General features: G+C 71.0%; 19 protein-coding genes and 1 pseudogene. 10 read left to right on the top strand and 10 right to left on the bottom strand.

Translation table 11 applies throughout. From position 1 onward, the window contains the following. Positions 1-26: 26 nt before the first annotated feature. A complete protein-coding gene (locus AB5J51_RS07905; protein ID WP_369777280.1) occupies positions 27-1,301 on the bottom strand; it encodes an MFS transporter in 1,275 nt (424 codons plus the stop codon). Positions 1,302-1,656: 355 nt separating this feature from the next. Here AB5J51_RS07905 and AB5J51_RS07900 point away from each other — a divergent pair, with 355 nt between their 5' ends. The 5 genes from AB5J51_RS07900 (at position 1,657) to AB5J51_RS07880 (ending at position 7,821) form a co-directional block, all read left to right on the top strand. Then, positions 1,657-2,670: a LacI family DNA-binding transcriptional regulator gene (locus AB5J51_RS07900; protein ID WP_133896218.1), complete on the top strand. Its 1,014-nt coding sequence runs from the start codon at positions 1,657-1,659 to the stop codon at positions 2,668-2,670. 289 nt (positions 2,671-2,959) lie between these two features. Beyond that, positions 2,960-4,177, top strand: coding sequence for a thiolase family protein (locus AB5J51_RS07895; RefSeq protein ID WP_053790464.1), 1,218 nt, complete (start codon positions 2,960-2,962; stop codon positions 4,175-4,177). 163 nt (positions 4,178-4,340) lie between these two features. After that, on the top strand, positions 4,341-5,780 hold the full coding sequence (locus AB5J51_RS07890; protein WP_369777279.1) for an aldehyde dehydrogenase family protein: 1,440 nt from the start codon (positions 4,341-4,343) through the stop codon (positions 5,778-5,780). 116 nt (positions 5,781-5,896) lie between these two features. Then, positions 5,897-6,301 carry a co-chaperone YbbN gene (locus AB5J51_RS07885; RefSeq protein WP_136226452.1) on the top strand — a complete coding sequence of 135 codons (405 nt, stop codon included), beginning with the start codon at positions 5,897-5,899 and terminating at the stop codon, positions 6,299-6,301. A gap of 92 nt (positions 6,302-6,393) precedes the next feature. Continuing rightward, positions 6,394-7,821, top strand: a complete 1,428-nt coding sequence (locus AB5J51_RS07880) for an NAD(P)/FAD-dependent oxidoreductase (RefSeq protein ID WP_133899630.1) — start codon at positions 6,394-6,396, stop codon at positions 7,819-7,821. Here the strand turns inward: AB5J51_RS07880 and AB5J51_RS07875 are convergent. Next, positions 7,793-8,104: a DUF2087 domain-containing protein gene (locus AB5J51_RS07875; protein WP_053790460.1), complete on the bottom strand. Its 312-nt coding sequence runs from the start codon at positions 8,102-8,104 to the stop codon at positions 7,793-7,795. The two genes, AB5J51_RS07880 and AB5J51_RS07875, sit on opposite strands and share 29 nt — an antisense overlap. 161 nt (positions 8,105-8,265) lie before the next feature. On the opposite strand from AB5J51_RS07875, the gene AB5J51_RS07870 reads away from it, so the two are divergent. Beyond that, positions 8,266-11,016 (top strand): penicillin acylase family protein, encoded by a 2,751-nt coding sequence (locus tag AB5J51_RS07870; protein ID WP_369777278.1) that lies wholly within the window; start codon positions 8,266-8,268, stop codon positions 11,014-11,016. 87 nt (positions 11,017-11,103) lie between these two features. Here the strand turns inward: AB5J51_RS07870 and AB5J51_RS07865 are convergent, their stop codons facing one another. The 6 genes from AB5J51_RS07865 to AB5J51_RS07840 form a co-directional block, all read right to left on the bottom strand. Continuing rightward, positions 11,104-11,754, bottom strand: coding sequence for a hypothetical protein (locus AB5J51_RS07865; protein WP_053790458.1), 651 nt, complete (start codon positions 11,752-11,754; stop codon positions 11,104-11,106). After that, a complete protein-coding gene (locus AB5J51_RS07860) occupies positions 11,751-12,161 on the bottom strand; it encodes a DUF6114 domain-containing protein (protein ID WP_133896215.1) in 411 nt (136 codons plus the stop codon). The genes AB5J51_RS07865 and AB5J51_RS07860 overlap by 4 nt, the downstream gene beginning before the upstream one ends. Then, positions 12,152-12,802 (bottom strand): DUF6230 family protein, encoded by a 651-nt coding sequence (locus AB5J51_RS07855; RefSeq protein ID WP_234321275.1) that lies wholly within the window; start codon positions 12,800-12,802, stop codon positions 12,152-12,154. Before AB5J51_RS07855 ends, AB5J51_RS07860 begins: the two co-directional genes overlap by 10 nt. Positions 12,803-12,909: 107 nt before the next feature. Then, positions 12,910-13,758, bottom strand: a complete 849-nt coding sequence (locus tag AB5J51_RS07850; protein ID WP_369777277.1) for a MerR family transcriptional regulator — start codon at positions 13,756-13,758, stop codon at positions 12,910-12,912. A gap of 52 nt (positions 13,759-13,810) precedes the next feature. Further along, positions 13,811-15,007: a methyltransferase gene (locus tag AB5J51_RS07845; protein WP_369777276.1), complete on the bottom strand. Its 1,197-nt coding sequence runs from the start codon at positions 15,005-15,007 to the stop codon at positions 13,811-13,813. Between the two features lie 73 nt (positions 15,008-15,080). After that, positions 15,081-15,431: a tetratricopeptide repeat protein gene (locus AB5J51_RS07840; protein ID WP_053790455.1), complete on the bottom strand. Its 351-nt coding sequence runs from the start codon at positions 15,429-15,431 to the stop codon at positions 15,081-15,083. A gap of 106 nt (positions 15,432-15,537) precedes the next feature. On the opposite strand from AB5J51_RS07840, the gene AB5J51_RS07835 reads away from it, so the two are divergent. After that, positions 15,538-16,503 (top strand): pirin family protein, encoded by a 966-nt coding sequence (locus tag AB5J51_RS07835; RefSeq protein ID WP_369777275.1) that lies wholly within the window; start codon positions 15,538-15,540, stop codon positions 16,501-16,503. 552 nt (positions 16,504-17,055) lie between these two features. Here the strand turns inward: AB5J51_RS07835 and AB5J51_RS07830 are convergent. Both AB5J51_RS07830 and AB5J51_RS07825 read right to left on the bottom strand, forming a co-directional pair. Continuing rightward, complete coding sequence (locus tag AB5J51_RS07830) at positions 17,056-17,844, bottom strand: HNH endonuclease (protein WP_369777274.1); 789 nt, start codon at positions 17,842-17,844, stop codon at positions 17,056-17,058. Positions 17,845-17,897: 53 nt separating this feature from the next. Next, on the bottom strand, positions 17,898-19,454 hold the full coding sequence (locus tag AB5J51_RS07825; RefSeq protein WP_369777273.1) for an AAA family ATPase: 1,557 nt from the start codon (positions 19,452-19,454) through the stop codon (positions 17,898-17,900). 723 nt (positions 19,455-20,177) lie between these two features. Here AB5J51_RS07825 and AB5J51_RS07820 point away from each other — a divergent pair. The 3 genes and pseudogenes from AB5J51_RS07820 to AB5J51_RS07810 form a co-directional block, all read left to right on the top strand. Continuing rightward, positions 20,178-20,327 (top strand): annotated as a pseudogene (locus AB5J51_RS07820) (alpha/beta hydrolase); the annotation flags it as partial. A gap of 64 nt (positions 20,328-20,391) precedes the next feature. Further along, on the top strand, positions 20,392-20,700 hold the full coding sequence (locus AB5J51_RS07815) for an IS3 family transposase (RefSeq protein WP_032759650.1): 309 nt from the start codon (positions 20,392-20,394) through the stop codon (positions 20,698-20,700). Beyond that, positions 20,697-21,569, top strand: a complete 873-nt coding sequence (locus tag AB5J51_RS07810; RefSeq protein WP_369777272.1) for an IS3 family transposase — start codon at positions 20,697-20,699, stop codon at positions 21,567-21,569. The genes AB5J51_RS07815 and AB5J51_RS07810 overlap by 4 nt, the downstream gene beginning before the upstream one ends. Positions 21,570-21,603: the final 34 nt, after the last annotated feature.

Genomic DNA, 21,603 nt, shown 5'->3' with positions numbered 1-21,603 from the left:
CGACAGCGGCGGTTGCCCGCCGGCCCTCACCGCACGCTGCGGATCGGCTTCACCGCCAGCGCGCCCGCCACCGACAGGACCGCCGCGACGACGAACAGCGCGGTGTAGCCGCCGCTCAGCGAGACGATCACCGAGGCGACGAACGGGGCGATGATCTGCGGACCCGCGTTGGCGATGTTGAGCACGCCCATGTCGCGGGCCGCGTCCTGCGCCTTCGGGAGCACCATCGTCACCAGCGCCGTGTCCACGGCCATGTAGCAGCCGAAGGCGAGCCCGTTGACGACCGCGAAGGCCAGCATCGCCGCCCAGCTCGTCGACACGGCCGGGATCACGAGGGCGACGGCCGACAGCAGCGCGGCGGCGCCCACGAAGAGCTTGCGGCGGTCGAACCGGTCGGAGAGGTAGCCGCCGAGGACCGTGGAGACGACCATCGCCACGCTGGTCAGCGGCATCAGCACAGCCACCGCGGCCTCCGGCTCCATGCCGTCGGGCAGCGCCGTGTGGTCCTGGAGGATGTACAGCTGGTAGCCGCTGACCGCGAAGTACCCGAGGACGAGCAGCGCCCGCCCGATGAAGGCCCATCGGAAGTCGTGGTCCCGCAGGGCGCCGGTGAACGCGGCGAGCTGCGCCTTCACGGGCATCGGAGCGCGCGCCGGGAGCCGCACCTCGCGCGAGCAGGCGGTGAACAGGACCGCGGCGCCCGCCACGATCGCGCCGAAGACGAGGTACCCGGTGCGGTAGTCCTCCGAGAAGGCGGCGCCGAGCAGCGCGCCCAGGGTGGAGCCGAAGGGCAGGCCGAGCCCGACGGCCGCGGAGGCCTTGCCACGGGCGGACTTCGGGACCCGGTCGGGGACCACGGAGGTGATGGCGGCCTGGTAGACGTTCATGACGGCCTGGCCGAGGCACCAGGCGATCGTGATCAGCAGGATCGTGTCGGCGAAGCCGAGCAGGAACATCGCCGGTACGGCGGCGAGTCCGCCGCCGAGGATCCAGGGATTGCGCCGTCCGCTGCGGTCGGACAGCGCGCCGGCGACCGGGTTGAAGACCGTGGCGAAGATCGCCGAGACCCCTGCGATCAGGCCGAAGTTGGAGACCTTGTTCGCCGGGTCGACGTCTTCGACCTGCAGGGCGAGCAGGACACCGGCGACGCCGATGTAGAGCGCGTACATCGCGCTGTTGCCGACGAGCAGCAACGCGAACAGGCCGCGTCCGGGACCGCGCGGGGCGGTAGCGGCGGGTGCGGCGGAGGCGTCGTCGGGGGTGGCTCCGGCGGTGCCGGCGCCAGGGGAGGAAAGGGCCACGGTGCCCTCCTGGGCGGGTTCTTCGGGCGGACGAGGGTGGGTGAGGGTGGGGCGCGAGGAACGGGGGAGGCGTGTGGGGGAGGCGGGGAGGAGGGGCGCAGAGGGGTGCTCGGAGGCAGTGCAGAGGGAGTGCGGAGAGGGTGCGCGCCGCCCTGGCGTGACGGCGGGGGTGCGACGGAACACGACAGGGCGACGGCACGGCGGGACACGGTCGGACACGTGGTGCGCGGCCCCGGGGAACGGGATGTGGAACCCGGGTTACACGTGTCAATGAATCGTGTAACCACTGTGTAGCATTCGTTTCCGGCCATCCGCTAGCCCTCGGGTGCAACCGGTCTGGAAAGATGCCACGGCAATGTCACAGTCATCGAAATCGCCGAAGCCGGCCCCCGTGCCGACCAGCGCCGACGTGGCCCGGCTCGCCGGTGTGTCGCGCGCGACGGTCTCGTACGTCCTGAACAACGCGGAAGCCGTACGCATCAGCGAACCGACCCGCCGCAAGGTCCGCCAGGCCGCCGAGGAACTCGGGTACGTGCCGCACGCCGCCGCCCGCAGCCTGCGCGCCGGGCACACCCGGATCGTGCTGCTGCCCACCTCGCACGTCCCGATCGGCCCGCTCTACAGCGCCTTCCTCAACGAGCTCCAGTGGTCGCTGCGCCGCCTTGACTACACCGTGGTCCAGTACGGCAGCCTCGGCCTCAGCGGCGACGAGGCCGCGCGCGCCTGGGCCGAGCTGCGCCCGGTCGCAGTGATCTCCCTCGGCGAGATCACCCTGTCCGCGCACAACGTGGCCACGCTCAAGCGGGCCGGCGCCCGCGCGGTGATAACGATGGGCCCGGTCGGTGTCCCCGGGGCCCACGCCCTGGTCATGGACCAGCGCGAGGTCGGCGCCCGGGCCGCCGCCCACCTCGTCGGGCGGGGCCACCGGCGGATCGGCGTCGTCGTCCCCGAGGAGGAGGGGCTGGAGCTCTTCTCCGCGCCCCGGCTGGAGGGTGCCCGCTCGATCGGGGCCGCCGCGATCGAGCCCCTCCCGATGGCCTACTCGGAGGAGTCGGCCGCCGCCCTGGCCTCCCGCTGGCGCTCCCTCGGCCTGGACGCGGTGTTCGCGTACAACGACGAGTACGCGATGCTGCTGATGCGCGCCCTGCTCGACGAGGGCCTGCGGGTCCCCGAGGACGTCGCGGTCATGGGCGCGGACGACCTGCTCATCGGCCGGCTGCTGCGGCCCCGGCTGAGCACCGTGCAGATCGAGCTGCCGACCGGGGACCACCTGGCCGCGCTGGTGGACCAGGCGGTGCGCGAGCCGTCCGAGATCACGCAGCGGCACGACCTGATCGCCGCCGTGGCCGTCCACCGGGAGTCGACCTGACGGCGGGCCCGCGGCGGCAGGCCGGTGACAGCGGGCGGTGACGGCCGGCTCGTCACGGCGGGCCCACGGCGGCGGGCCCACGGCGGCACGCCCGTGACCGCAGCCCCGTGACCGTCCGCCCCGCCTCGCCGAGGCCGTCCGCCCATGGCCGGCGGAGGGCCGTTGACAGGCGGTGACCTGCGGACGGAGACTGCGGGCGCGCCCCACCGGGCGCGCCCGGCGCCGTACCGGGTGCCGACCCCGGCACCGCCCCGGCGCCGCCCGTACGGATCCGCCCAGGAGAGCCCCGATGAGCATCCGCACCGCCCGCGACGGACGCAGCGTCCGCGACGTGTACGTCGTCGACGCCGTCCGCACCCCGATCGGCAAGTTCGGCGGCGCCTACGCCGGGGTCCGCCCGGACGACCTCGCCGCGCACGTCGTGCGGGCGCTGGTGGACCGTACGCCCGACCTCGACCCCGCGCAGATCGACGACGTCGTCTTCGGCGACGCCAACGGTGCGGGCGAGGACAACCGGGACGTGGCCCGGATGGCCGTCCTGCTCGCCGGGCTCCCGGTGTCCGTCCCCGGGGTCACCGTCAACCGGCTCTGCGGTTCGGGTCTCGAAGCGGTGATCCAGGCTGCCCGGGCGATCGCGCTGGGCGACGCCTCCGTCGCCATCGCGGGCGGCGTGGAGTCGATGAGCCGCGCCCCCTGGGTGGTGCAGAAGCCGGAACGGGCCTTCCCGGCCGGCCACCAGCAGATGTGGTCCACCACCCTCGGCTGGCGGATGACCAACCCCCGCATGCCCGCGGAGTGGACGGGCTCGCTCGGCGAGGGCGCCGAACTCATCGCCGAGAAGCACGGCATCACCCGCGAGGCCCAGGACCTGTTCGCCCTGGAGAGCCACCGCAAGGCCGCGGCCGCCTGGACCGCCGGGCTGTACGACGACGAGGTCGTCCCGTACCCCGGTGTGGACCTCGTACGCGACGAATGCATCCGCGAGGGCTCCACCCCCGAGGCGCTGGCCCGCCTGAGGCCCGCCTTCCGGACGGACGGCACGGGTACGGTCACGGCGGCCAACGCCTCCCCGCTCAACGACGGCGCGGCGGCGCTGCTGCTGACGGACGAGGAGGGGCTGGCGGCCACCGGCCGGGAGCCGCTCGCCCGGATCAGTGCCTCCGCGGTCACCGGCATCGAGCCGCAGCTGTTCGGCCTGGGCCCGGTCGACGCCGTGCAGCGGGCGCTCGCCAAGGCGGGCCGCAGCCTGGCCGATCTCACCGCCCTCGAGCTCAACGAGGCTTTCGCCGCACAGGCGTTGGGCTGCCTCGCGGCCTGGCCGGAGCTGGACCCGGCCGTGGTCAATCCGCGCGGTGGTGCCATTGCGATCGGCCACCCGCTCGGTGCGTCCGGGGCGCGGCTGGCCGGCTCGGTGGCGCACCAGCTGGCCGCAGCCGGCTCGGGCACCGGCATGGCGACGCTGTGCATCGGGGTCGGGCAGGGCATCGCGCTCGTCCTGGAGCGCTGAACGCCCGCCTGAACTCGCTCACGGCGCCTGGCTGTTCGATCGTTTCCGGTCACGACGGTCCGTCAACTGCCCAATAACTGAACAGATGTGGTGCCTCCGGTCTGGCACGATGGCGCGTGCTGCCGCCCCCCGCCCCGCCCATCCCCACCGGAGGCCCCGCGCCATGCCGCTCCTCGAACCGACGCTCTGGCAGGACGGACTGCCCCTGACCGGGGGCGCCGCCCCGGTCGTCGAACCCGCCACCGGCCTGACCCTCGCCACCGTCCGGCTGGCCGCCCCCGCCGATGTCTCGGAGGCCGCCGTACGGGCCCGGGCCGCCCAGGAGGACTGGGCGCGGGCCTCCCACCCGGAGCGGGCCGCCGTCCTGCGCCGGGCCGGCGACCTGTTCGCCGCCCACGCCGAGGAGCTGCGGGACTGGCTGGTGCGGGAGTCGGGCTCCATACCCGGCAAGGCCGACTTCGAGCTGCACGTCGCCGCCCAGGAGTGCTACGAGGCCGCAGCGCTGGCTTCCCGTCCCGCCGGGCAGGTGCTGCCGAGCGAGGCACCGCGGCTGTCCTTCACCCGCCGGGTCCCGGCCGGGGTGGTGGGCGTGGTGGCCCCGTTCAACGCCCCGCTGATCCTGGCGATCCGCTCGGTCGCCCCGGCGCTCGCCCTCGGCAACGCGGTGCTGCTCAAGCCGGACCGGCGGACCGCCGTATGCGGCGGCCTCGCGCTCGCCGCCGTCTTCGCCGCGGCAGGGCTGCCGGCCGGGCTGCTGCACGTGCTGCCCGGGGGCGCCGAGACCGGGGCCGCGGTGGTCGCCGATCCGCTGGTCCGGGTGGTGTCGTTCACCGGGTCCACCGCCGCCGGGCGGGTCGTCGGCGAGCTGGCGGGCCGTCATCTCAAGCGAGCGCACCTGGAGTTGGGCGGGAACTCAGCCCTCGTCGTCCTCCGGGACGCCGATGTCGGGGCCGCGGTCGCGCAGGCTTCGTGGGGCTCGTTCTTCCACCAGGGCCAGATCTGCATGACGGCGGGCCGGCACCTCGTCCACGCCTCGCTGTACGACGAGTACGTCGAGCGGCTCGCCGCGCGGGTCGAGGCACTGGTGGTGGGGGACCCGTACCGCGACCGGGTCCACCTGGGCCCGCTGATCGACCGCGGCCAGCTGGAGCGGGTCCGCGGCCTGGTCGAGGCCAGTACGGAGCAGGGCGCGAAGCTCGTCGCCGGGGGCACCCACGAGGGGCTGTTCTACCGGCCGACGGTGCTGGCGGGCGTCGGCGATGACACCCCCGCCTATGCGGAGGAGGTCTTCGGCCCGGTGGCGCCCGTACGGTCCTTCGCGACGGAGGAGGAGGCGGTCGCCCTGGCGTCGGCCGGCCCGTACGGACTCTCCCTCGGGATCGTGACCCGGGACGCGGCGCGCGGGCTCGAGCTGGCGGGGCGGATCCCGACCGGGATCGCGCACGTCAACGACCAGACGGTGAACGACGAGGCGGTGGCCCCCTTCGGCGGTGTCGGCGCCTCCGGCACCGGAGCCCGGTTCGGCGGCGAGGCGAACCTGGACGCCTTCACGGAGCTGCGCTGGACCACGGTCCGCTCGACCCCGGCGCGGCACCCCTTCTGAGGGCGGTCCGGGCCCCGGCGGGCCCGGGCCCCGGCGGCCCGGGCCCCGCGGGCGGAATGCGCGGGGCCGGCCGATCGTTCAAGCTGCATACGAACCACTCAGGAGGTCTGGAAGCCGTGGCTACTGTCGAGCTCACCAAGGACAACTTCGACCAGACGGTCAGCGAGAACCCGTTCGTGCTGATCGACTTCTGGGCGGGCTGGTGCCGGCCGTGCCTGCAGTTCGCCCCGGTCTACGAGAAGGCCGCCGAGGCCAACCCCGACCTGGTCTTCGCCAAGGTGGACACGGAGGCGCAGCAGGAGCTGGCCGCCGCCTTCCAGATCACCTCGATCCCGACGCTGATGATCGTCCGGGACCAGGTCGCCGTCTTCGCGCAGCCCGGCGCGCTGCCCGAGGCCGCACTGACGGACCTCATCGGGCAGGCGCGGCAGCTGGACATGGACGAGGTGCGCGCGAAGATCGCCGCGTCGCAGCAGGGCGGCCAGGGCCAGGCAGACTCCGCCGGTACCGCGGAAGCCTGAGCTCCGACCCGCTGCCGCGCGTCTCCCGCGCCACACGCGGTCCCCACGTAAGGTGACAGGGACATGAGCCCCTGGAACCACGGACGGTGACTGTGTCGGAAGCGGTGGAGTACGACGTCGTGGTGCTCGGCGCGGGACCGGCCGGCGAGAACGTCGTGGACCGGACCCGCGCCGCCGGGCTGACCACGGCCCTGGTGGAGGCCGAGCTCGTCGGCGGCGAGTGCTCGTACTGGGCCTGCGTCCCGAGCAAGGCGCTGCTGCGCCCGGCGCTGGCCAGGGCCGACGCCCGCCGGGTGCCCGGCCTCGCGGGTTCGGTCGGGGGGCCGCTCGATGCGTCGGCCGTGTTCGCGCACCGCGACTACTGGACCGGCAGCTGGAAGGACGACGGCCAGGTCGACTGGGTCGACTCGATCGGCGCCCACCTCTACCGGGGCCACGGCCGCCTGTACGGCGTGCGCAAGGTCGCCGTCACCAGTCCCGAGGGGGAGCACCACGTGCTCGCCGCCCGGCACGCGGTGGTGGTCGCCACCGGCACCCGGGCCATGGTCCCGGACGTGCCCGGGCTCGCCGGGGCGCGGCCGTGGACCAGCCGCGAGGCCACCTCCGCCCGGCAGGTGCCGGGCCGGCTGCTGATCGTGGGCGGCTCGGTGGTGGCCGCCGAGATGGCCACGGCCTGGCAGGCCCTCGGCTCGCAGGTCACGCTCCTCGTCCGCGGCTCCGGGCTGCTGCCGCGGATGGAGCCGTTCGCCGGAGAACTGGTGGCCGAGGCGCTGCGGGAGGCCGGTGCGGTGGTCCGTACGGACGTCTCCGTCGAGGCGGTCGTACGGGACGGTTCGACCGGGCCCGTCCAGGTCGTACTGGAGGGCGGCGAGATCCTGGAGGGCGACGAGCTGCTGATGGCGACCGGGCGCTCGCCGCATACCGAGGACATCGGACTGGAGACCGTCGGGCTGACGCCCGGGGGCTGGATCCCGGTCGACGAGAGCTGCCGGGTCGAAGGCCACGACTGGCTGTACGCGGTCGGCGATGTGAACCACCGCGCGCTGCTGACCCACCAGGGCAAGTACCAGGGCCGGATCGCGGGCGCCGCCATCGCGGCCCGCGCGGCGGGCGCCGAGCTCGACACCGGCCGCTGGGGCGCGCACGCGGCGACCGCCGATACGCAGGCCCTGCCGCAGGCGGTGTTCACCGACCCGGAGGCGGCGGCGGTGGGCCTGACCCTCGCCGAGGCCGAGCGGGCCGGCCACCGGGTGCGTGCCGTCGACTACGACCTGGGCAAGGTCTCGGGCGCGGGCCTGTACGCCGACGGGTACCGCGGCAGGGCCCGGATGGTCGTCGACCTGGACCGGGAGGTACTCCTCGGGGTCACCTTCGTCGGCCCGGGCGCCGCAGAGCTCGTGCACGCGGCCACCGTCGCGGTCGCGGGGGAGGTCCCGATCGACCGGCTGTGGCACGCGGTCCCGTCGTTCCCGACGATCAGCGAGATCTGGCTCAGGCTGCTGGAGACGTACCGGGGATAGGCGGGTCCACGATGTCGGCCCGGCGGTAGCTGCTGCCGTCCCGGGTGCGGGTCAGCAGGCCCGAGGTGATCAGGTACCGACGCAGCGCCGAGCAGTCCTCGTGCACGGTGCGCAGTGCGTCGTTCACCTCGGGCTCGGTGTACGCCCGGCCCTCTGCGAAGAGGGTTTCGGCGAGGTGGGCGAGCAACTGCTCGCGGCGGGCGGTCTTGCGCGGGATGGCGGTGAGCCGGCCACCGGAGAACAGGTCGGCGAGCGTGCGTGGGGACATCGCGGTCTGAGACATGGCAGGAGCGTGTCCGACACCGCGCAATTCCGGCAACGGATTTATCCACTCGACGCCGACGCCGGGCGTCAATTGAAAAGTGACGGTCATTCATCTTACTGAGCGGTAGTCCCGCCAGTACCCTCCCCCGTGACGTTCCTGCCCCCCACGGAGGAGCACGTATGCGACGTCCCACCGCTCGCCTGAGAACTGCCGTCGCCGCCGGGGTGATCGCCCTCGGTGCCGCTCTGCTCTCCCCGCTCGCCCCCGCGGCGGCTGCCGCCGACCCCGTGCCGCTTCCCATCGCCGACCACTGCGGCGGCCAGTGCGCGGACATCCTGCCGCCCGGCCAGAACGGCAACGCGACCCTCGCCCAGATCCTCCTGCACAAGGTGTTCGGCACCATGCCCGCCCACGCCTCCGACCAACTGGCCCGCTACGACGCACTGGTGGCCGGATACCCCGGCCTCACCGATGCCAAGGTCAACGACTTCTTCAACGACGCCTCCTTCGGCGTCCCCGCCGACCAGGTCGAGTCGACCTCCAGCCCGCGCTCCGACGTCACCATCACCCGCGACAAGAAGACCGGCGTCCCCCACATCAAGGGCACCACGCGCTACGGCACTTCCTTCGGAGCGGGCTTCGCCGCCGCCCAGGACCGGCTCTGGCAGATGGACCTCTTCCGCCACGTCGGCCGCGGCGACCTGACCCCGTTCGCCGGCGGCGCCCTCGCCAACCAGGGCCTGGAGCAGCAGTTCTGGCCGCAGGCCCCGTACACCGAGGCCGATCTCCAGGCGCAGGTGGACCGGATCCGCACCACCGAGGGCGAACGCGGCCGCCTCGCGATGGAGGACGCGCAGGCGTACGTCGACGGGATCAACGCCTACCGCGTGCAGTCGAAGGACGGCCGCTACTTCCCCGGGGAGTACGTGCTCACCGGCCACATCGACTCGATCACCAACGCCGGCGAGATACAGCCCTTCAAGATCACCGACCTGATCGCCCTCGCCTCCGTCGTGGGCGGTCTGTTCGGCGGCGGAGGCGGAGGCGAGGTGCAAGCCGCGCTCTCCCTGCTCTCCGCCCAGCAGAAGTACGGCCTCGAGGAGGGCACCCGGGTCTGGGAGTCCTTCCGCGAGCGCAACGACCCCGAGGCCGTGCTGACCGTCCACGACGGCACGAGCTTCCCGTACGCGCAGAAGCCCGCGAACCCCCAGGGCGCCGCGCTCCCGGACCCCGGCTCGGTCACCGCCGAGCAGCTGGTCTTCGACCGTACGGGCGCCGCGGCCACCGCAGCCGCCGCCGATCCGCCGAAGCCGGTCAAGCAGAGCATGTCCAACGCCCTGCTCGTCTCGGGGGCGAAGACCGCGAGCGGCCATCCCGTCGCCGTCTTCGGGCCGCAGACCGGCTACCTCGCTCCCCAACTCCTCATGCTCCAGGAGCTCCAGGGCCCCGGCATCAGCGCCCGCGGCGCCTCCTTCGCCGGCGTGAGCATGTACGTCCAGCTCGGCCGCGGCCAGGACTACGCCTGGAGCGCCACCTCCGCCGGGCAGGACATCACGGACACCTTCGCCGTCGAGCTGTGCGAGCCCGGGGGCGGCGCCCCGACCACGGCCAGCGCCTCGTACCTCTACCGCGGCACCTGCACCCCGATGGAGAAGCTGGAGCGCACCAACGCCTGGAAGTCCTCGGTGGCCGACCCGACGCCGAACGGCTCGTACCGGATGCGGGTCTGGCGGACGAACTACGGCATCGTCACCCACCGCGCCACCGTCGCGGGCAGGCCCGTGGCCTACACCGCGCTGCGCTCCACGTACCGCCACGAGGCCGACTCGATCATCGGCTTCCAGATGCTGAACGACCCCTCGTACGTCAAGGACGCCCGTACGTTCCAGCAGGCGGCCCAGCACATCGGCTACGCCTTCAACTGGTTCTACGCGGACTCGCGCGAAGCGGCGTACTACAACAGCGGGCTGAACCCGGTCCGCCCGGCCGGGGTCGACGCCGCGCTGCCCGTGCACGGCCGGCAGCAGTACGAGTGGCTGGGCTTCGACCCGGCGGCCAACACCGCCGCCTACACGCCGCCCGCCGAACACCCGCAGTCCATCGGGCAGGACTACTACATCAGTTGGAACAACAAGCAGGCCGAGGGTTACAGTGCGGCCGGCTTCGGGATGGGCTCCGTGCACCGCGGTGACCTCCTCGACCAGCGGGTCGAACCACTCGTCGCCGCGGGTGGGGTCACGCGCGCCAAGCTCACCCAGGCCATGGCGGACGCGGCCGTCACCGACCTGCGGGCCGAGAACCTGCTGCCCGAGCTGCTCGCCGTACTGCGCAGTGCGCCGGTCACCGATCCGGTGGTGGCGGCCGCGGTCGACAAGCTCGCCGCCTGGCAGGCGGCGGGGACCGAGCGCAAGGAGACCGCGCAGGGCTCGAAGACGTACGCGCACGCGGACGCCATCCGGATCATGGACGCCTGGTGGCCGTTGCTGATCGAGGCCGAGTTCAGACCGGGGCTCGGGGCGCCGCTGTACGACGCCCTGCGCGCCTCCCTCACCGTCGACGAGGCGCCCAACGCGGGGCACGGGCCCACCGGTTCACATGCCGGGTCGGCGTTCCAGTACGGCTGGTGGAGCTACGCGGACAAGGACCTGCGCACGGTGCTCGGGCGCCCGGTCGCAGGTCCGCTGGCCCGGACGTACTGCGGCGGCGGTTCGCTGTCCGCGTGCCGTGACACCGTGGCGGCCACGCTGGGGCAGGCGGCCGCCGCCACCCCGGCGGCCGTCTACCCGGCCGACGGGACCTGCGCGGCCGGCAACCAGTGGTGCGCGGACGCGATCGTGCAGCGTCCGGTGGGCGGGCTGAGCCACCCGCAGATCAACTGGCAGAACCGGCCCACGTACCAGCAGGTGGTGGAGTTCCCGTCCCACCGCTGACGTCCGGTGGGCCGCGCACGCGGAAGGCCCGCCGGTCCCGGATCGCTCCCGGGGCCGGCGGGCCTCCTCGTAGGCGGACCGTCGCGGTCAGGGGCCGACGGTGATCTGCTGCGCCGGGTCGGTCGTGTCGGTGACCTTGTACACGGCGTTGAAGACGGACGAGGTGGCGCTGGTCGGGCAGCCGAACCCGCCGGTGACCGTGACCGGCACGGAGGCGTTGGTGAAGGTCAGGCTCGGCGGTGCGCCGTTCGCCCAGGTCCCGGCGACGTTCGCCGGGGCGGAGGGGGCCGCGGTGACCGTACAGGTGGCCAGGCCGGACGTCTGCACGACGAGCCCGCCCGCTGGGACGGTCATGGTGGCGGTGATCGGGGAGCCGTCCTGCATCGACACCGACCAGGAACCGCTGGTGGTGACCGTCGGAGTCACACCCCAGACGCTGGACGTGCAGGAGCTGTACGTCGGCGGCGAGATCGGCGACGAGACGGGCCCGGAGGGGTTCTGGTTCCCGGGGGCGGCCGGGACCGTGCCGGTGGAGACGGAGACCGTACAAGTCACCGTGACCGAACCGGCCTTGAGGGTGGCCTTCCCGCTGAGGGTGGCCTTGAACGAGTGTCCGGCCGGGGTGACGGTGGTCGACCCGGCCAGGGGTGAGGGCGCGGCGGTGGCGGTGACCGAGGCCACCGACAGCGCTCCGGCGGCGGCCAACCCGAGGACGAGCGCGGTACGCGTGCGGCTCATGGCTGTGCTCCTTGGGGATCGGGGTGCGCAGTGGTGCCGGTTGGGGTGGGGGACTGCGGGGCCGCGGCGTGCGGCTGCCAGGCGAACATCAGCCCGCCGCCGAGGATCCCGAGCAGGGTGCCGATCAGGAACCCGCCGAGGTTCGACAGGACGAGCGCGGCGGTCGCGATGAGCGTGGTGAGCACTCCGGCGAGGCTGCGCTGTGCGGGCGAGAACCAGGCGGTGAGGCCGAGCACGATCATGACGACGCCCATCAGGACGGACGGGATGCCCGCGATGCCCTGCTGGAGCATCACCTTCAGCGGTGCCAGCGGCAGGGCGCAGATCTCGGCCCCGGCGAGGACGGCGAAGAGCCCTCCCCAGAACGGCCTGCCCCGCCGCCACCGCCGCCAGCGGCTCAGAAGCATTCCTTCTTGCCCTTGCTGATGTTCATGCTGAGCCCGGAGAGCTTGAAGGTGCCGGCGTTCGTGGCCCAGGCCGTCTGCTGCAGATCGGTGATGCTGACGGTGTCCGCCTGCTGGGCGAACAGGTCCTGCATGCCCACGGCCTCCGTCGGCCCCTTGTCGAGGGTCGAGGCGTCGCGGCCGATCTCGATGTTGGTGAAGACGGCGTTGCCGGAGAGCTGGGTGGCGTCGACGAACAGGTTGCTGGCCTCGACGGGGGACTTCTTGCCCGCGGTGAGGTTGAGCGAGATGTCGCCGACGACCGGGAGGGTGGTCACCACCGACTGGCAGAGGCTGTGGAGCTTGGCCTCCTTGATGGCGGTGACCGCCACCGGGATGAGTTCTTCGCGGGCGTTGACGTCGATGCTGCCGTACTGGGCGAAGCCCTCGCCCTCCAGGCTCGTCGCCGACACCTTGAACTGCTGGCCCGACACGGCGAAGGAGGCGGCGAGCGCGCCCTGCGCGAGGGCGATGCCGAGGCCCGCGGTCACGGCGATCGCGGGGACGGTGAGGACGGCGAAACGGCGCCAGCGGACGCGGCCGCCTCCCTCGTCGTCTCTGCCGGGCGGGGCGGGGGAATCCGATAAGTTGGGGGAATCTGCCATGAGATCGTCCCTTATTTCGGCTGTGCACCGTTGTTACCGACGAGTTGAATGTAAGAGTGCCAATGGGGGTTGGCAAGGTTGTTCGACCGCACCTTTTCGGCCGACTCCTACTGATCGGTTACGGCTTCTTCCGCATCCTTGCGGAGCAGTTCGGCGACCTCCGTCTCCATCCGCCGGGCCATCGCCCGGGCGAACTCCGCGGCCACGACCTCGCCCGCCACCGGCCGCAGCACCCCTGCCGCGTCCGAGATGTGATCCAGTTGGCTGGCCGAAAGCTGTTCCAGCCCGTCGGGGCCGATCACATGCCGCCGGAACAGTCCGACGAACCGGTCGGCGAGCGCAGCCGCCTGCGTCTGCACGAAGTCCCCGGCATCGAGGATCTCCGCCAGCGGCACGCCCTGCCGTACGAGCGTGAGCGTCGCCTCCAGCAGCCTCCCGCTCCGGTGCGTGACCCGGTCGCCCTCGATCCGTACGTACCCCAACTGCGCGGCCCGCCGGGTGTCCTCGGCCGTCGCGGCCGGGCCGAACAGCTCGCGCAGCTCGGCCAAGGTCATGGTGACCGGCTCCTCCTGGACCCAGTCCCGGGTCATCGCCCGCTCCAGGCCCAGGAGTTGGGACAGGCCGCCGCCCGCCTCCCAGGCGTGCAGCAGCTCGGCGATGCCGTTGACGGTGTATCCGCGGCCCAGCAGATCGCTGATCAGCCGCAGCCGGGTCAGGTGGTCCGCCGAGTACCAGGCGATTCGGCCCTCGCGGCGCGGCGGCGGGAGCAGCCCGCGCTCCTGGTAGTAGCGCAGGTTGCGCACCTTGACGCCGGCCGCGGCGGCCAGGTCCTCCCGGCGGTAGCGCTCGCCGCTCGGACCGGCGCCCGTACCGCCGCCTGCGCGGTCGCGCGAACCGCCGTCCGAACCGCCGTCCGCGCGGTCGTCCGTACCGTCTTGTCGCACCAGGCTGTTCACGCGGCCGAGTGTAGGACGTACCGCGGACTGTACCGACGGGTATACCAGCAGGTCACATGGGGCGCGGCCGCATCTCCTGCTTGACCGCCCGCAGTACGACGAACTTCGGCTCGCTCGCGACGACTTCGCTGTTGCCGAAGAGGCGGCGCAGATGCGTGTGGTAGCCCATGTGGCGGTTGGCGATCACCCACAGCTCACCGCCCGGACGCAGCACCTTGCGCGACTGCGCGAACATGCGCAGCGCCGTCGCGTCCGTCGTCGCCTGGTGGGAGTGGAACGGCGGGTTGCACAGCACCAGGTCGACCGAGGCCGGGTCCAGCATCGACACGCCGTCGCCGACGAGGAAGTCGGCCCGCTCGCGCTCGCGCTGGACGTTGGCACGGAACGTGGCCTTCGCCGAGGCGACCGCCTGGTACGACTCGTCGGTGAACACGATCTCGGCCTTGGGGTCCGCGACCGCGACCGCCGTGCCGACGATGCCGTTGCCGCAGCCGAGGTCCACGACCCGGGCGCCGTTCGTGTTGTTCGGGATGCTCTGGAGGAAGAAGCGGGTGCCGACGTCGAGCCGGTCCGCGCAGAAGATCCCGGCGTGGTTGACGGCGGTCAGGCCGGCGCCCGAGCCCGCTTCCGCGTCCAGCGTGTACGTCACCGGCCAGGGGTCGACGGCCCGCGTCGACGTGGCGCCGGGCGTGCAGAAGATCAGGCGGGCTTTCTTCTCGGCGAGCGAGGTCTTCGTCGGGCCGAGGATCTTTTCGAAGAGCTTCAGCGTGGAGGTGTGGATCTCCTTCACCATGCCCGTGCCGACGATGACGGTACCCGCGTGCACGTGCGGGGCCAGCCGGTACAGCTGGTCCTCGAGCAGCGCCAGGCTCTTCGGCACCCGGACGAGGAGTACGTCGATCCGCTCGGGCGGCGCGTCCTGCGTGGTCAGCAGCCGCACCGTGGTCTTGGCGGTGCCGATCCCGGCGCGGTCCAGGTTGGCCGCGGTGCCGGCCCGGGCGAGGTAGGAGTCGGTGATCTGCGTCGGGTGGTACGCGGCGAGTGCCGTCGTGAGCGCACCCCAGCGGTCCCCGAGGATGGTGATCTGCCCGGCGCCGGCCAGGTCCACCGGGCCGTGTTCCCCCGTACCGGATTCGAGGTGGCGCAGCAGGTACTCGTCGGCGGCGTCCCAGGCGCGGAGCTGGTCGCGCGGGTCTTCGGGGAAGCGGGTGAGCTCGTAGGAGCCGAAAGGCGTGGTCAGACGGTTCATCGTGCCCCCAGGCTAACCGAGGCGGCCGCCCGGCCCCGCATGCACGGGGCCGGCGGGTGCGCCAGCGGGTGCGCTACTCGGGGAAGTCGCCGGCCATCGCGGCGGCCATCCGCAGGTGGGGGCGGGCTTCGGTGGCCCGGCCCTGGCGCTCCAGGGTCCGGCCGAGCATCAGCCGGGCGTAGTCCTCCACGGGCCAGCGCTCGAGGATGGCGCGGAGCTCGTGCTCGGCGCGCGAGAGCTGGGCGGAGTGGTAGTAGGCGCGGGCCAGCAGCAGCCGGGGGGCCAGCTGCTCGGGGGCCTCGTCGGCCAGGGCGGCCAGGATGTGCGCGGCCGTCGCGTACTCCTTCGCGTCGAAGAAGAGCCGGGCCCGGTCCCAGCGCTCGGCTGCCGTCCCGTGCTCGAAATACTCCGTCGGCGCGTTCATCGCGTCCCTTCCGCCGTTCGGGTGGTGCGTCCGCCCCCTCCAACACGTGACGGCAGCCGGACATTCCACCGAACGCGGCGCCGGTGGCGGTACTAAGTTGTGCGGCATGAGCAATCTCGATCGCCAGCCCGCTCTCTCCGCCTGCGGCGGCCGCGGCTTCGTCGTGGCCGAACCCGTCCGCGAGCTCCTCAGCCCGCGCACGGTCAAGCTCGGGGAATCCACCGAGGTCCGCCGACTCCTGCCCAACCTGGGACGCCGCATGGTGGGCGCCTGGTGCTTCGTCGACCACTACGGCCCGGACGACATCGCCGGCGAGCCCGGCATGCAGGTCCCCCCGCACCCGCACTCCGGGCTCCAGACCGTGAGCTGGCTGCACGACGGCGAGGTGCTGCACCGCGACAGCGTGGGCAGCCTCGAGACGATCCGCCCGCGCGAGCTCGGCCTGATGACCTCGGGCCGCGGCATCAGCCACTCCGAGGAGAGCCCCCGCTCGCACGGCCGCCTCCTGCACGGCGCCCAGCTGTGGGTGGCCCTCCCGGAGGCCCACCGCCATGTGGAACCCCATTTCCAGCACCACGCGGAGCTCCCGCACGTCACCGCCCCGGGCCTGACCGCCACGGTCATCCTGGGCACCCTGGACACGGCGACCTCGCCGGGCACGGCGTACAGCCCGATCGTCGGCGCGGACCTGGCGCTGGCGGCGGGCACGGAGACCCGGCTCCCGCTGAACCCGGACTTCGAGTACGCGGTCCTGTCGATGTCGGGCGAGGCCCACGTGGACGGCGTCCCGGTCCTCCCGGGCTCGATGCTCTACCTCGGCTGCGGCCGCACCGAACTCCCCCTGCGCGCGACCTCGGACGCCGGCCTGATGCTCCTGGGCGGCGAGCCGTTCGAGGAGGAGATCGTGATGTTCTGGAACTGGATCGGACGGTCACACGATGATATCGCGCAGGCCCGCGAGGACTGGATGAATGGGTCCCGATTCGGCGAGGTCAAGGGCTACGACGGCCCTCCGATTCCGGCCCCCGAGCTCCCGCCGACGCACCTGAAAGCCAGGGGAAGGGTGCGTTGACCTGCCATTTCATTCCGCCCCCGGCCGGGCGCAGCGCGCGTGGCACCCTTTCCGCTTCTTGTTGCCGAAGAGGGGTCGTCGGACATTGTCCGACGGCCTTCGGGGTGCGCGATCGAGTCTCAGGTGTTGCAGGCTGTAATCAGCTCTGGTTGGACGAATGCTGACCTTTTGCTGACTTTGCTGACGAGTAGTCAGATCGGCCCTAGGTTTGCGTCGGATTGCCTTGCCTGCAAAGGAGGGCGGATGCTGCCGTTGCCTCGTCGGCTCCGACGGCCTTGTCGGCGGAGCTGGCCAAGGTGTTCGATCTGTCACCGGAGTGGGCGCGCGGGCATGTGGTGGACCTTGTGGACAAGTGACAACAGCCTCGCTGCTCCGGTCCCGCCCACCAGCCACTGGCGGGAGACTGTGCGGGTGCTGGAGGTTGCGCCTCCGGGCAGACCAGACGTAGCTGCTGCTCGGCGAGGAACGATGTGCTGATCGCGTAGGCGATCGAGGCCCGGACGGTGCGCGCTTGCTGCGTAATCACCGGCGGTGTGTGCTGAATCTTTGAAGTCAGGGTATGACGCCGCCGTTGCAGAAAATGTCGCTGCTCGCCAGAGTCCGGTAAGTGACTCCTTCCCAGCCGTTGGGGCGGTCAGCGAGGCGTGTGGCGGCCTCCTCCGCCAAGTAGTTGCGCACTTCCTGGGCCCCACCGGTGTGACGCAGAGCGGTGAGCAGGCTGAGGATGCTGCTCAGGGTGCGGTTCGCTTGGATGGCGAAGAGACTGGACAGTCCAAAAAGTCCGAAGTGGTACCGAACTCGGTCAGCGAGGACTTGATCCCAGGATGGCGAGGGGCTGACGAAGAATTCGAGCCAAAGAGGGCTGTCGTCCACGATCCTCGCGTCGAGCCAGTGGTCATCGTCGATGCGGTCGAGGTAGGGGTGCAGGGGAGTCGTCTCAAGACTCGTCGGGAGGGCGTCGCCCTTGGCGTGGTTGCAGTCGGCGCAGGCGGGCACCAGATTCAAGGGATCGACGCACAAGGCAGGGAACGACTTCTTTGGCAGGACGTGGTCAAGGGTTCTGACGACCCCGTGTCCGCACAAGGGGCAACGATCATGTTGCGGGGCTGTCCTCAGCTGCTCGTAGATGACTCGACCGTTCTTTGTACCGAGCATGCCGTTCTCGTAGATCCACGCCACGGCTTCGGCCGCTGAGATATTCGGTAGAGCGAAGGCCGCGCACTCCAGGGTGTGCAGGGAGCCTTGCTGGGCCGCGCACCGGAATTGCTCGCCCGCTTCCTCGATGCTGTCAGTGGCGGCCAGAAGTCGTGCCTGGCGGGACGCGTTCCTGGTGCCGGCCACACACGCCTCGTAACTTTGACGGGCGGTGACCCTAGGCGGCTCCAGCGGCCACATCAGCGGCGCCCCTGCGACGTTTGGTAGGCGAGCAAGATCCGTGCGAGGCCCTTCGCCTCCCCGCCGAGCTGTCCGCCGAATCGGGCCAGGACCTGCTCGTACGTGCCCAGTTCCCGGACTGCCTTCTCGATCTCGGCGTGAAACCCGGACCGCCGGACTTCGAGGCCGAATATCTCGTGGGTGAGAACCCCGACGTTCTCGCCGTAGGTCTCGATCGATGGCCGCTCCGGCTGCATGGTGCCCTGGCGGCTGACCTTCCAGACACAGGAGCGCGGGACCTCCTGCAGGACCACCGGCGAGTGGGTGCCCAGGACTGCGACCGCATTGCGGTCGGTGAGCAGGTCGGACAGGGCCCTGACGAAGGACGCCAGAAGCGGGGGATGTAGATGTCCTTCAGGCTCGTCGAGGAGCACCAGCGACCGCTCGGCGACGGTTTCCACCAGACGCGTCATCGTCAGCAGGACAATCGCATGCCCCGAGCTGAGACTGGAAAAGATCTCCAAAGCAGTGTCACGGTCGCTCGTTCGGCCAAACACGCCTCGGTCCAGGAGAGCCTGCGCGAAGGAGCGGACCGGAGATTCGAAGAAGTACGGGTCGCTACCCAACGCCTCTAGCGCCTTGATCCAACTGTGGACTCGGCCGGCAGCAACAACCTCCTCCACGCTCTTGGCGAACTCCTTGCTTAGGTCAAGGCGCGTCTTGCGCTCCCGAGTCGGGCGCCCCAGCTCATCCACCTTGGCAAGGCCCACATACCTGTAGGAGACACCCGCAACGTTGTCCTCGGCCGCGGGAGGTGGTTGGCCGTCGGCAACGTCCAGCGCACCGTCCCAGCCTTCCAGCTCACCCTGTTCAGCAGCGCCCTGTTCCGACTCGAACTGCTCCTGAGCCGGGTCGAAGGCGCTGAAGGTCACGCAGACCACGTTAACGAAGGAGCCGGGTCCATCCTCGCCCCAGATGAGACGCCCGACGGCATCGCTGTCCTCTTCCGGATGTACGACGGCCCTGGTGATGTCGCCGAGCACCGTGGTCTTTCCGACCCCGTTCCGACCGATCAGCACGTGAATGTTAGTGGGGGGCTGTGCATGCGGCTCGACTGAAAAGGAGAGGTGCCAGGGTTTCGTGGTACTGCCGTCCGAGCTGCCGTGCCTGGCGGGGCCCAGGTAGTCGAAGCGGTACTCCGTGAGCCGGGGGCCGCCCTGCGCGATGCGCCGGAACTGGGCTGCCACCGTCCGTGACTCGAGGCTGCGCAGCAGCGATGTGTGTGTGACGTCCCATTGCATGGCGGTCGCGAAGACCGAGGGGTCGAGCGCCATATCGCACAGACCGCTCAAGACCGCGCGCCGCGTCTCACTACCAAGCTTGCGGATGTTCTCGTAATAAAGGTCGCTCTGCCCCACGGAAAACCAGTACAGGCGCTGATCAAGTCCTGTGAGCGTGGAGAACGATCCTGCCTCGAGAGGTCTCTCGCCCCGAATGAGGTCGGCATACCCGATCTTTACCGCACCCAACTCGATGAGCGATCCGTGGTTACGGAACCACAGTTGGTAGAGGGTCATGTACTCATCGTCCGCTGCATAGCTGTCAGGCCCTGGATCGCCACGTGGCGCCAGCAAGCAGGCGCGAGGACCGTCGTCCGTGGGACCGTCTCGATCGAGCACGATGAAGCGCAGTTTGTCCTCCTGGGCAACGTAAACGTGGAGCGGGTCACCGGCCCAGGCCGTGGTCTGTTGTCTCGCCTGAACCAAGCAGTCACCGGGACTCGCGGCACAACGCGGGCGGTCAGAACTTGGGACCGTCTCATCGCCAGCGACTCATGGTAGGCCGCACAACACTGCTGCCTCTTGCGATTCAAAAACTCTTGCACCTTCGCAGTTGGCGATGTGCGCGCTGCTGTACCTCCATGAGATGGAGCTGGCGGGCACCCTCAGCCTGCGACTACACGCGACCACCATGGCCTGGCGGGCAGTGACCGGCGGCTTTCCCTTGTCAGCACGCCAAGGCGGCGCCTCGGACCAGTCCTGCAGACGACCAGCAGGTTCTTCGTCTGCTGGTGGTATGCAGGCGGTGAACTGGTTTGACCTGCGGAAACGACTGCCCCGGACCTTCGTGAACGTGGGATGGTCCGGGAATGGACCGGATCTTGGTTGCGCCCGGCAGTCAGAGGCTTTGCCATGCCGCCCGCGACCGTATTGACATGGGTGCTCTCCTCCGGGGTCACGGTCGGGCGATAGGCAGGTCGTCCGGGAGCGCCGCTCTGAGCACTCCCGAAGGGCACGACCGTGCAATTCATGTCGGAGCAGCGCCTCGACGACGGCGTTCTCGAGCGCGGATTCACCCTCGGCGAGATCCTCGGCACCCTGTGGACGCCTGAATCCGCCGTACCGGTCCCACTGATCCTGATGGCCCACAACAACAACGGTCTGCCCAAGGTGGGCTTGATCCGCTTTGACGGACATTCGAGATCTGGGGTTCGTCCCCGGGAGGATGTCCATCATGGAGAGCATGGGGAAGAAGAAGCCTCGCCCTCGCCGTTCGTTCACGTCGGAGTTCAAGGCCGAGATCGTCGAGCTGTGCCGGCGCGGTGACCGCTCGGTCGGTCAGATAGCCAAGGACTTCGATCTGACCGAGACCGCGGTGCGGGACTGGGTCAAGCAGGCCGAGGTCGACGCGGGCGAGCGAGACGGGCTGACCAGCAGCGAGCGTGAGGAGCTGGCCGCGCTGCGGCGGGAGAACCGCCGCCTGCGCGAGGACGTCGACATCCTCAAGCGGGCCACGGCTTTCTTCGCGAAGGAGACCCGGTGACGGTGCACCCGTTCATCGAGGCGGAGAAGCAGAGCAACCACAACGTCAAGCGCGCGTGTGAACTGCTCAAGGTCTCCCGCACCGCCTTCTATGCCCGCCGCAACGGAACTCCCGGCCCCCGCGCGGTCCGCGACCTGGAGCTGACCGAGAAGATCACCGAGGCCCACGAGCACTCCCGTGGCACCTACGGGACCCCACGCCTCCACGCCGTTCTGCAACGCGAGGGCGAAAGATGCGGACGGCGCCGCGTGGCCAGACTGATGCGGGACGCCGGACTCGAAGGCCGGCACCGCAGGCGGCGACACGTGACCACCGTCCCCGACCCGCGGGCCGCCGCGAGGCCCGACCTCATCGGGCGCGACTTCGCACCCGACCCGGCCGCACTCGACGTCCGCTGGTGCGGCGACATCACGTATATCCCGACCGATCAGGGCTGGCTCTACCTGGCCACCGTCATCGACATCGCCTCCCGCCGTGTCGTCGGCTGGGCAACCGCCGATCATCTGCGGACCGACCTGGTCGCCGAAGCCCTTACGACCGCCTGCCGGCGGCGCCGCCCCACCCGGCCGGTGATCTTCCACTCGGACCGCGGATGCCAGTACACCAGCCAGCAATTCGCGTCCCTGGCAGGTGAGTTCGACGTCCAGCTATCGGTCGGCCGCACCGGACAGTGCTGGGACAACGCCCTCGCCGAGTCCTTCTTCGCGACGATCAAACGGGAACTGCTCGGCACGAAACCCTGGCCCAGCAGGGCTCTCGCCCGCACTGCGATCTTCGAGTGGATCGAGAGCTGGTACAACTTGCAGCGGCTACACAGCAGCCTCGGCTACCGAAGTCCCGCCGAATACGAGACCGTACTCGCGGCCTGACCACCACACCAATGGTGTCCGTCAAAGCGGAGCA

Origin of the sequence: Streptomyces sp. R33 (assembly GCF_041200175.1) — a bacterium.
Classification (GTDB): domain Bacteria; phylum Actinomycetota; class Actinomycetes; order Streptomycetales; family Streptomycetaceae; genus Streptomyces; species Streptomyces katrae_B.
This window is presented reverse-complemented; position numbering and strand designations above follow the sequence as displayed.

Excerpts from the sequence above, each read along its gene's own strand:
- AB5J51_RS07870 (WP_369777278.1), top strand. The coding sequence starts at position 8,266 with ATGCGACGTCCCACCGCTCGCCTGAGAACTGCCGTCGCCGCCGGGGTG.
- AB5J51_RS07825 (WP_369777273.1), bottom strand. The coding sequence starts at position 19,454 with ATGACCCTCTACCAACTGTGGTTCCGTAACCACGGATCGCTCATCGAG.
- AB5J51_RS07835 (WP_369777275.1), top strand. The coding sequence starts at position 15,538 with ATGAGCAATCTCGATCGCCAGCCCGCTCTCTCCGCCTGCGGCGGCCGC.
- AB5J51_RS07840 (WP_053790455.1), bottom strand. The coding sequence starts at position 15,431 with ATGAACGCGCCGACGGAGTATTTCGAGCACGGGACGGCAGCCGAGCGC.
- AB5J51_RS07815 (WP_032759650.1), top strand. The coding sequence starts at position 20,392 with ATGGAGAGCATGGGGAAGAAGAAGCCTCGCCCTCGCCGTTCGTTCACG.
- AB5J51_RS07865 (WP_053790458.1), bottom strand. The coding sequence starts at position 11,754 with ATGAGCCGCACGCGTACCGCGCTCGTCCTCGGGTTGGCCGCCGCCGGA.
- AB5J51_RS07875 (WP_053790460.1), bottom strand. The coding sequence starts at position 8,104 with ATGTCTCAGACCGCGATGTCCCCACGCACGCTCGCCGACCTGTTCTCC.
- AB5J51_RS07900 (WP_133896218.1), top strand. The coding sequence starts at position 1,657 with ATGTCACAGTCATCGAAATCGCCGAAGCCGGCCCCCGTGCCGACCAGC.
- AB5J51_RS07860 (WP_133896215.1), bottom strand. The coding sequence starts at position 12,161 with ATGCTTCTGAGCCGCTGGCGGCGGTGGCGGCGGGGCAGGCCGTTCTGG.
- AB5J51_RS07890 (WP_369777279.1), top strand. The coding sequence starts at position 4,341 with ATGCCGCTCCTCGAACCGACGCTCTGGCAGGACGGACTGCCCCTGACC.
- AB5J51_RS07845 (WP_369777276.1), bottom strand. The coding sequence starts at position 15,007 with ATGAACCGTCTGACCACGCCTTTCGGCTCCTACGAGCTCACCCGCTTC.
- AB5J51_RS07895 (WP_053790464.1), top strand. The coding sequence starts at position 2,960 with ATGAGCATCCGCACCGCCCGCGACGGACGCAGCGTCCGCGACGTGTAC.
- AB5J51_RS07855 (WP_234321275.1), bottom strand. The coding sequence starts at position 12,802 with ATGGCAGATTCCCCCAACTTATCGGATTCCCCCGCCCCGCCCGGCAGA.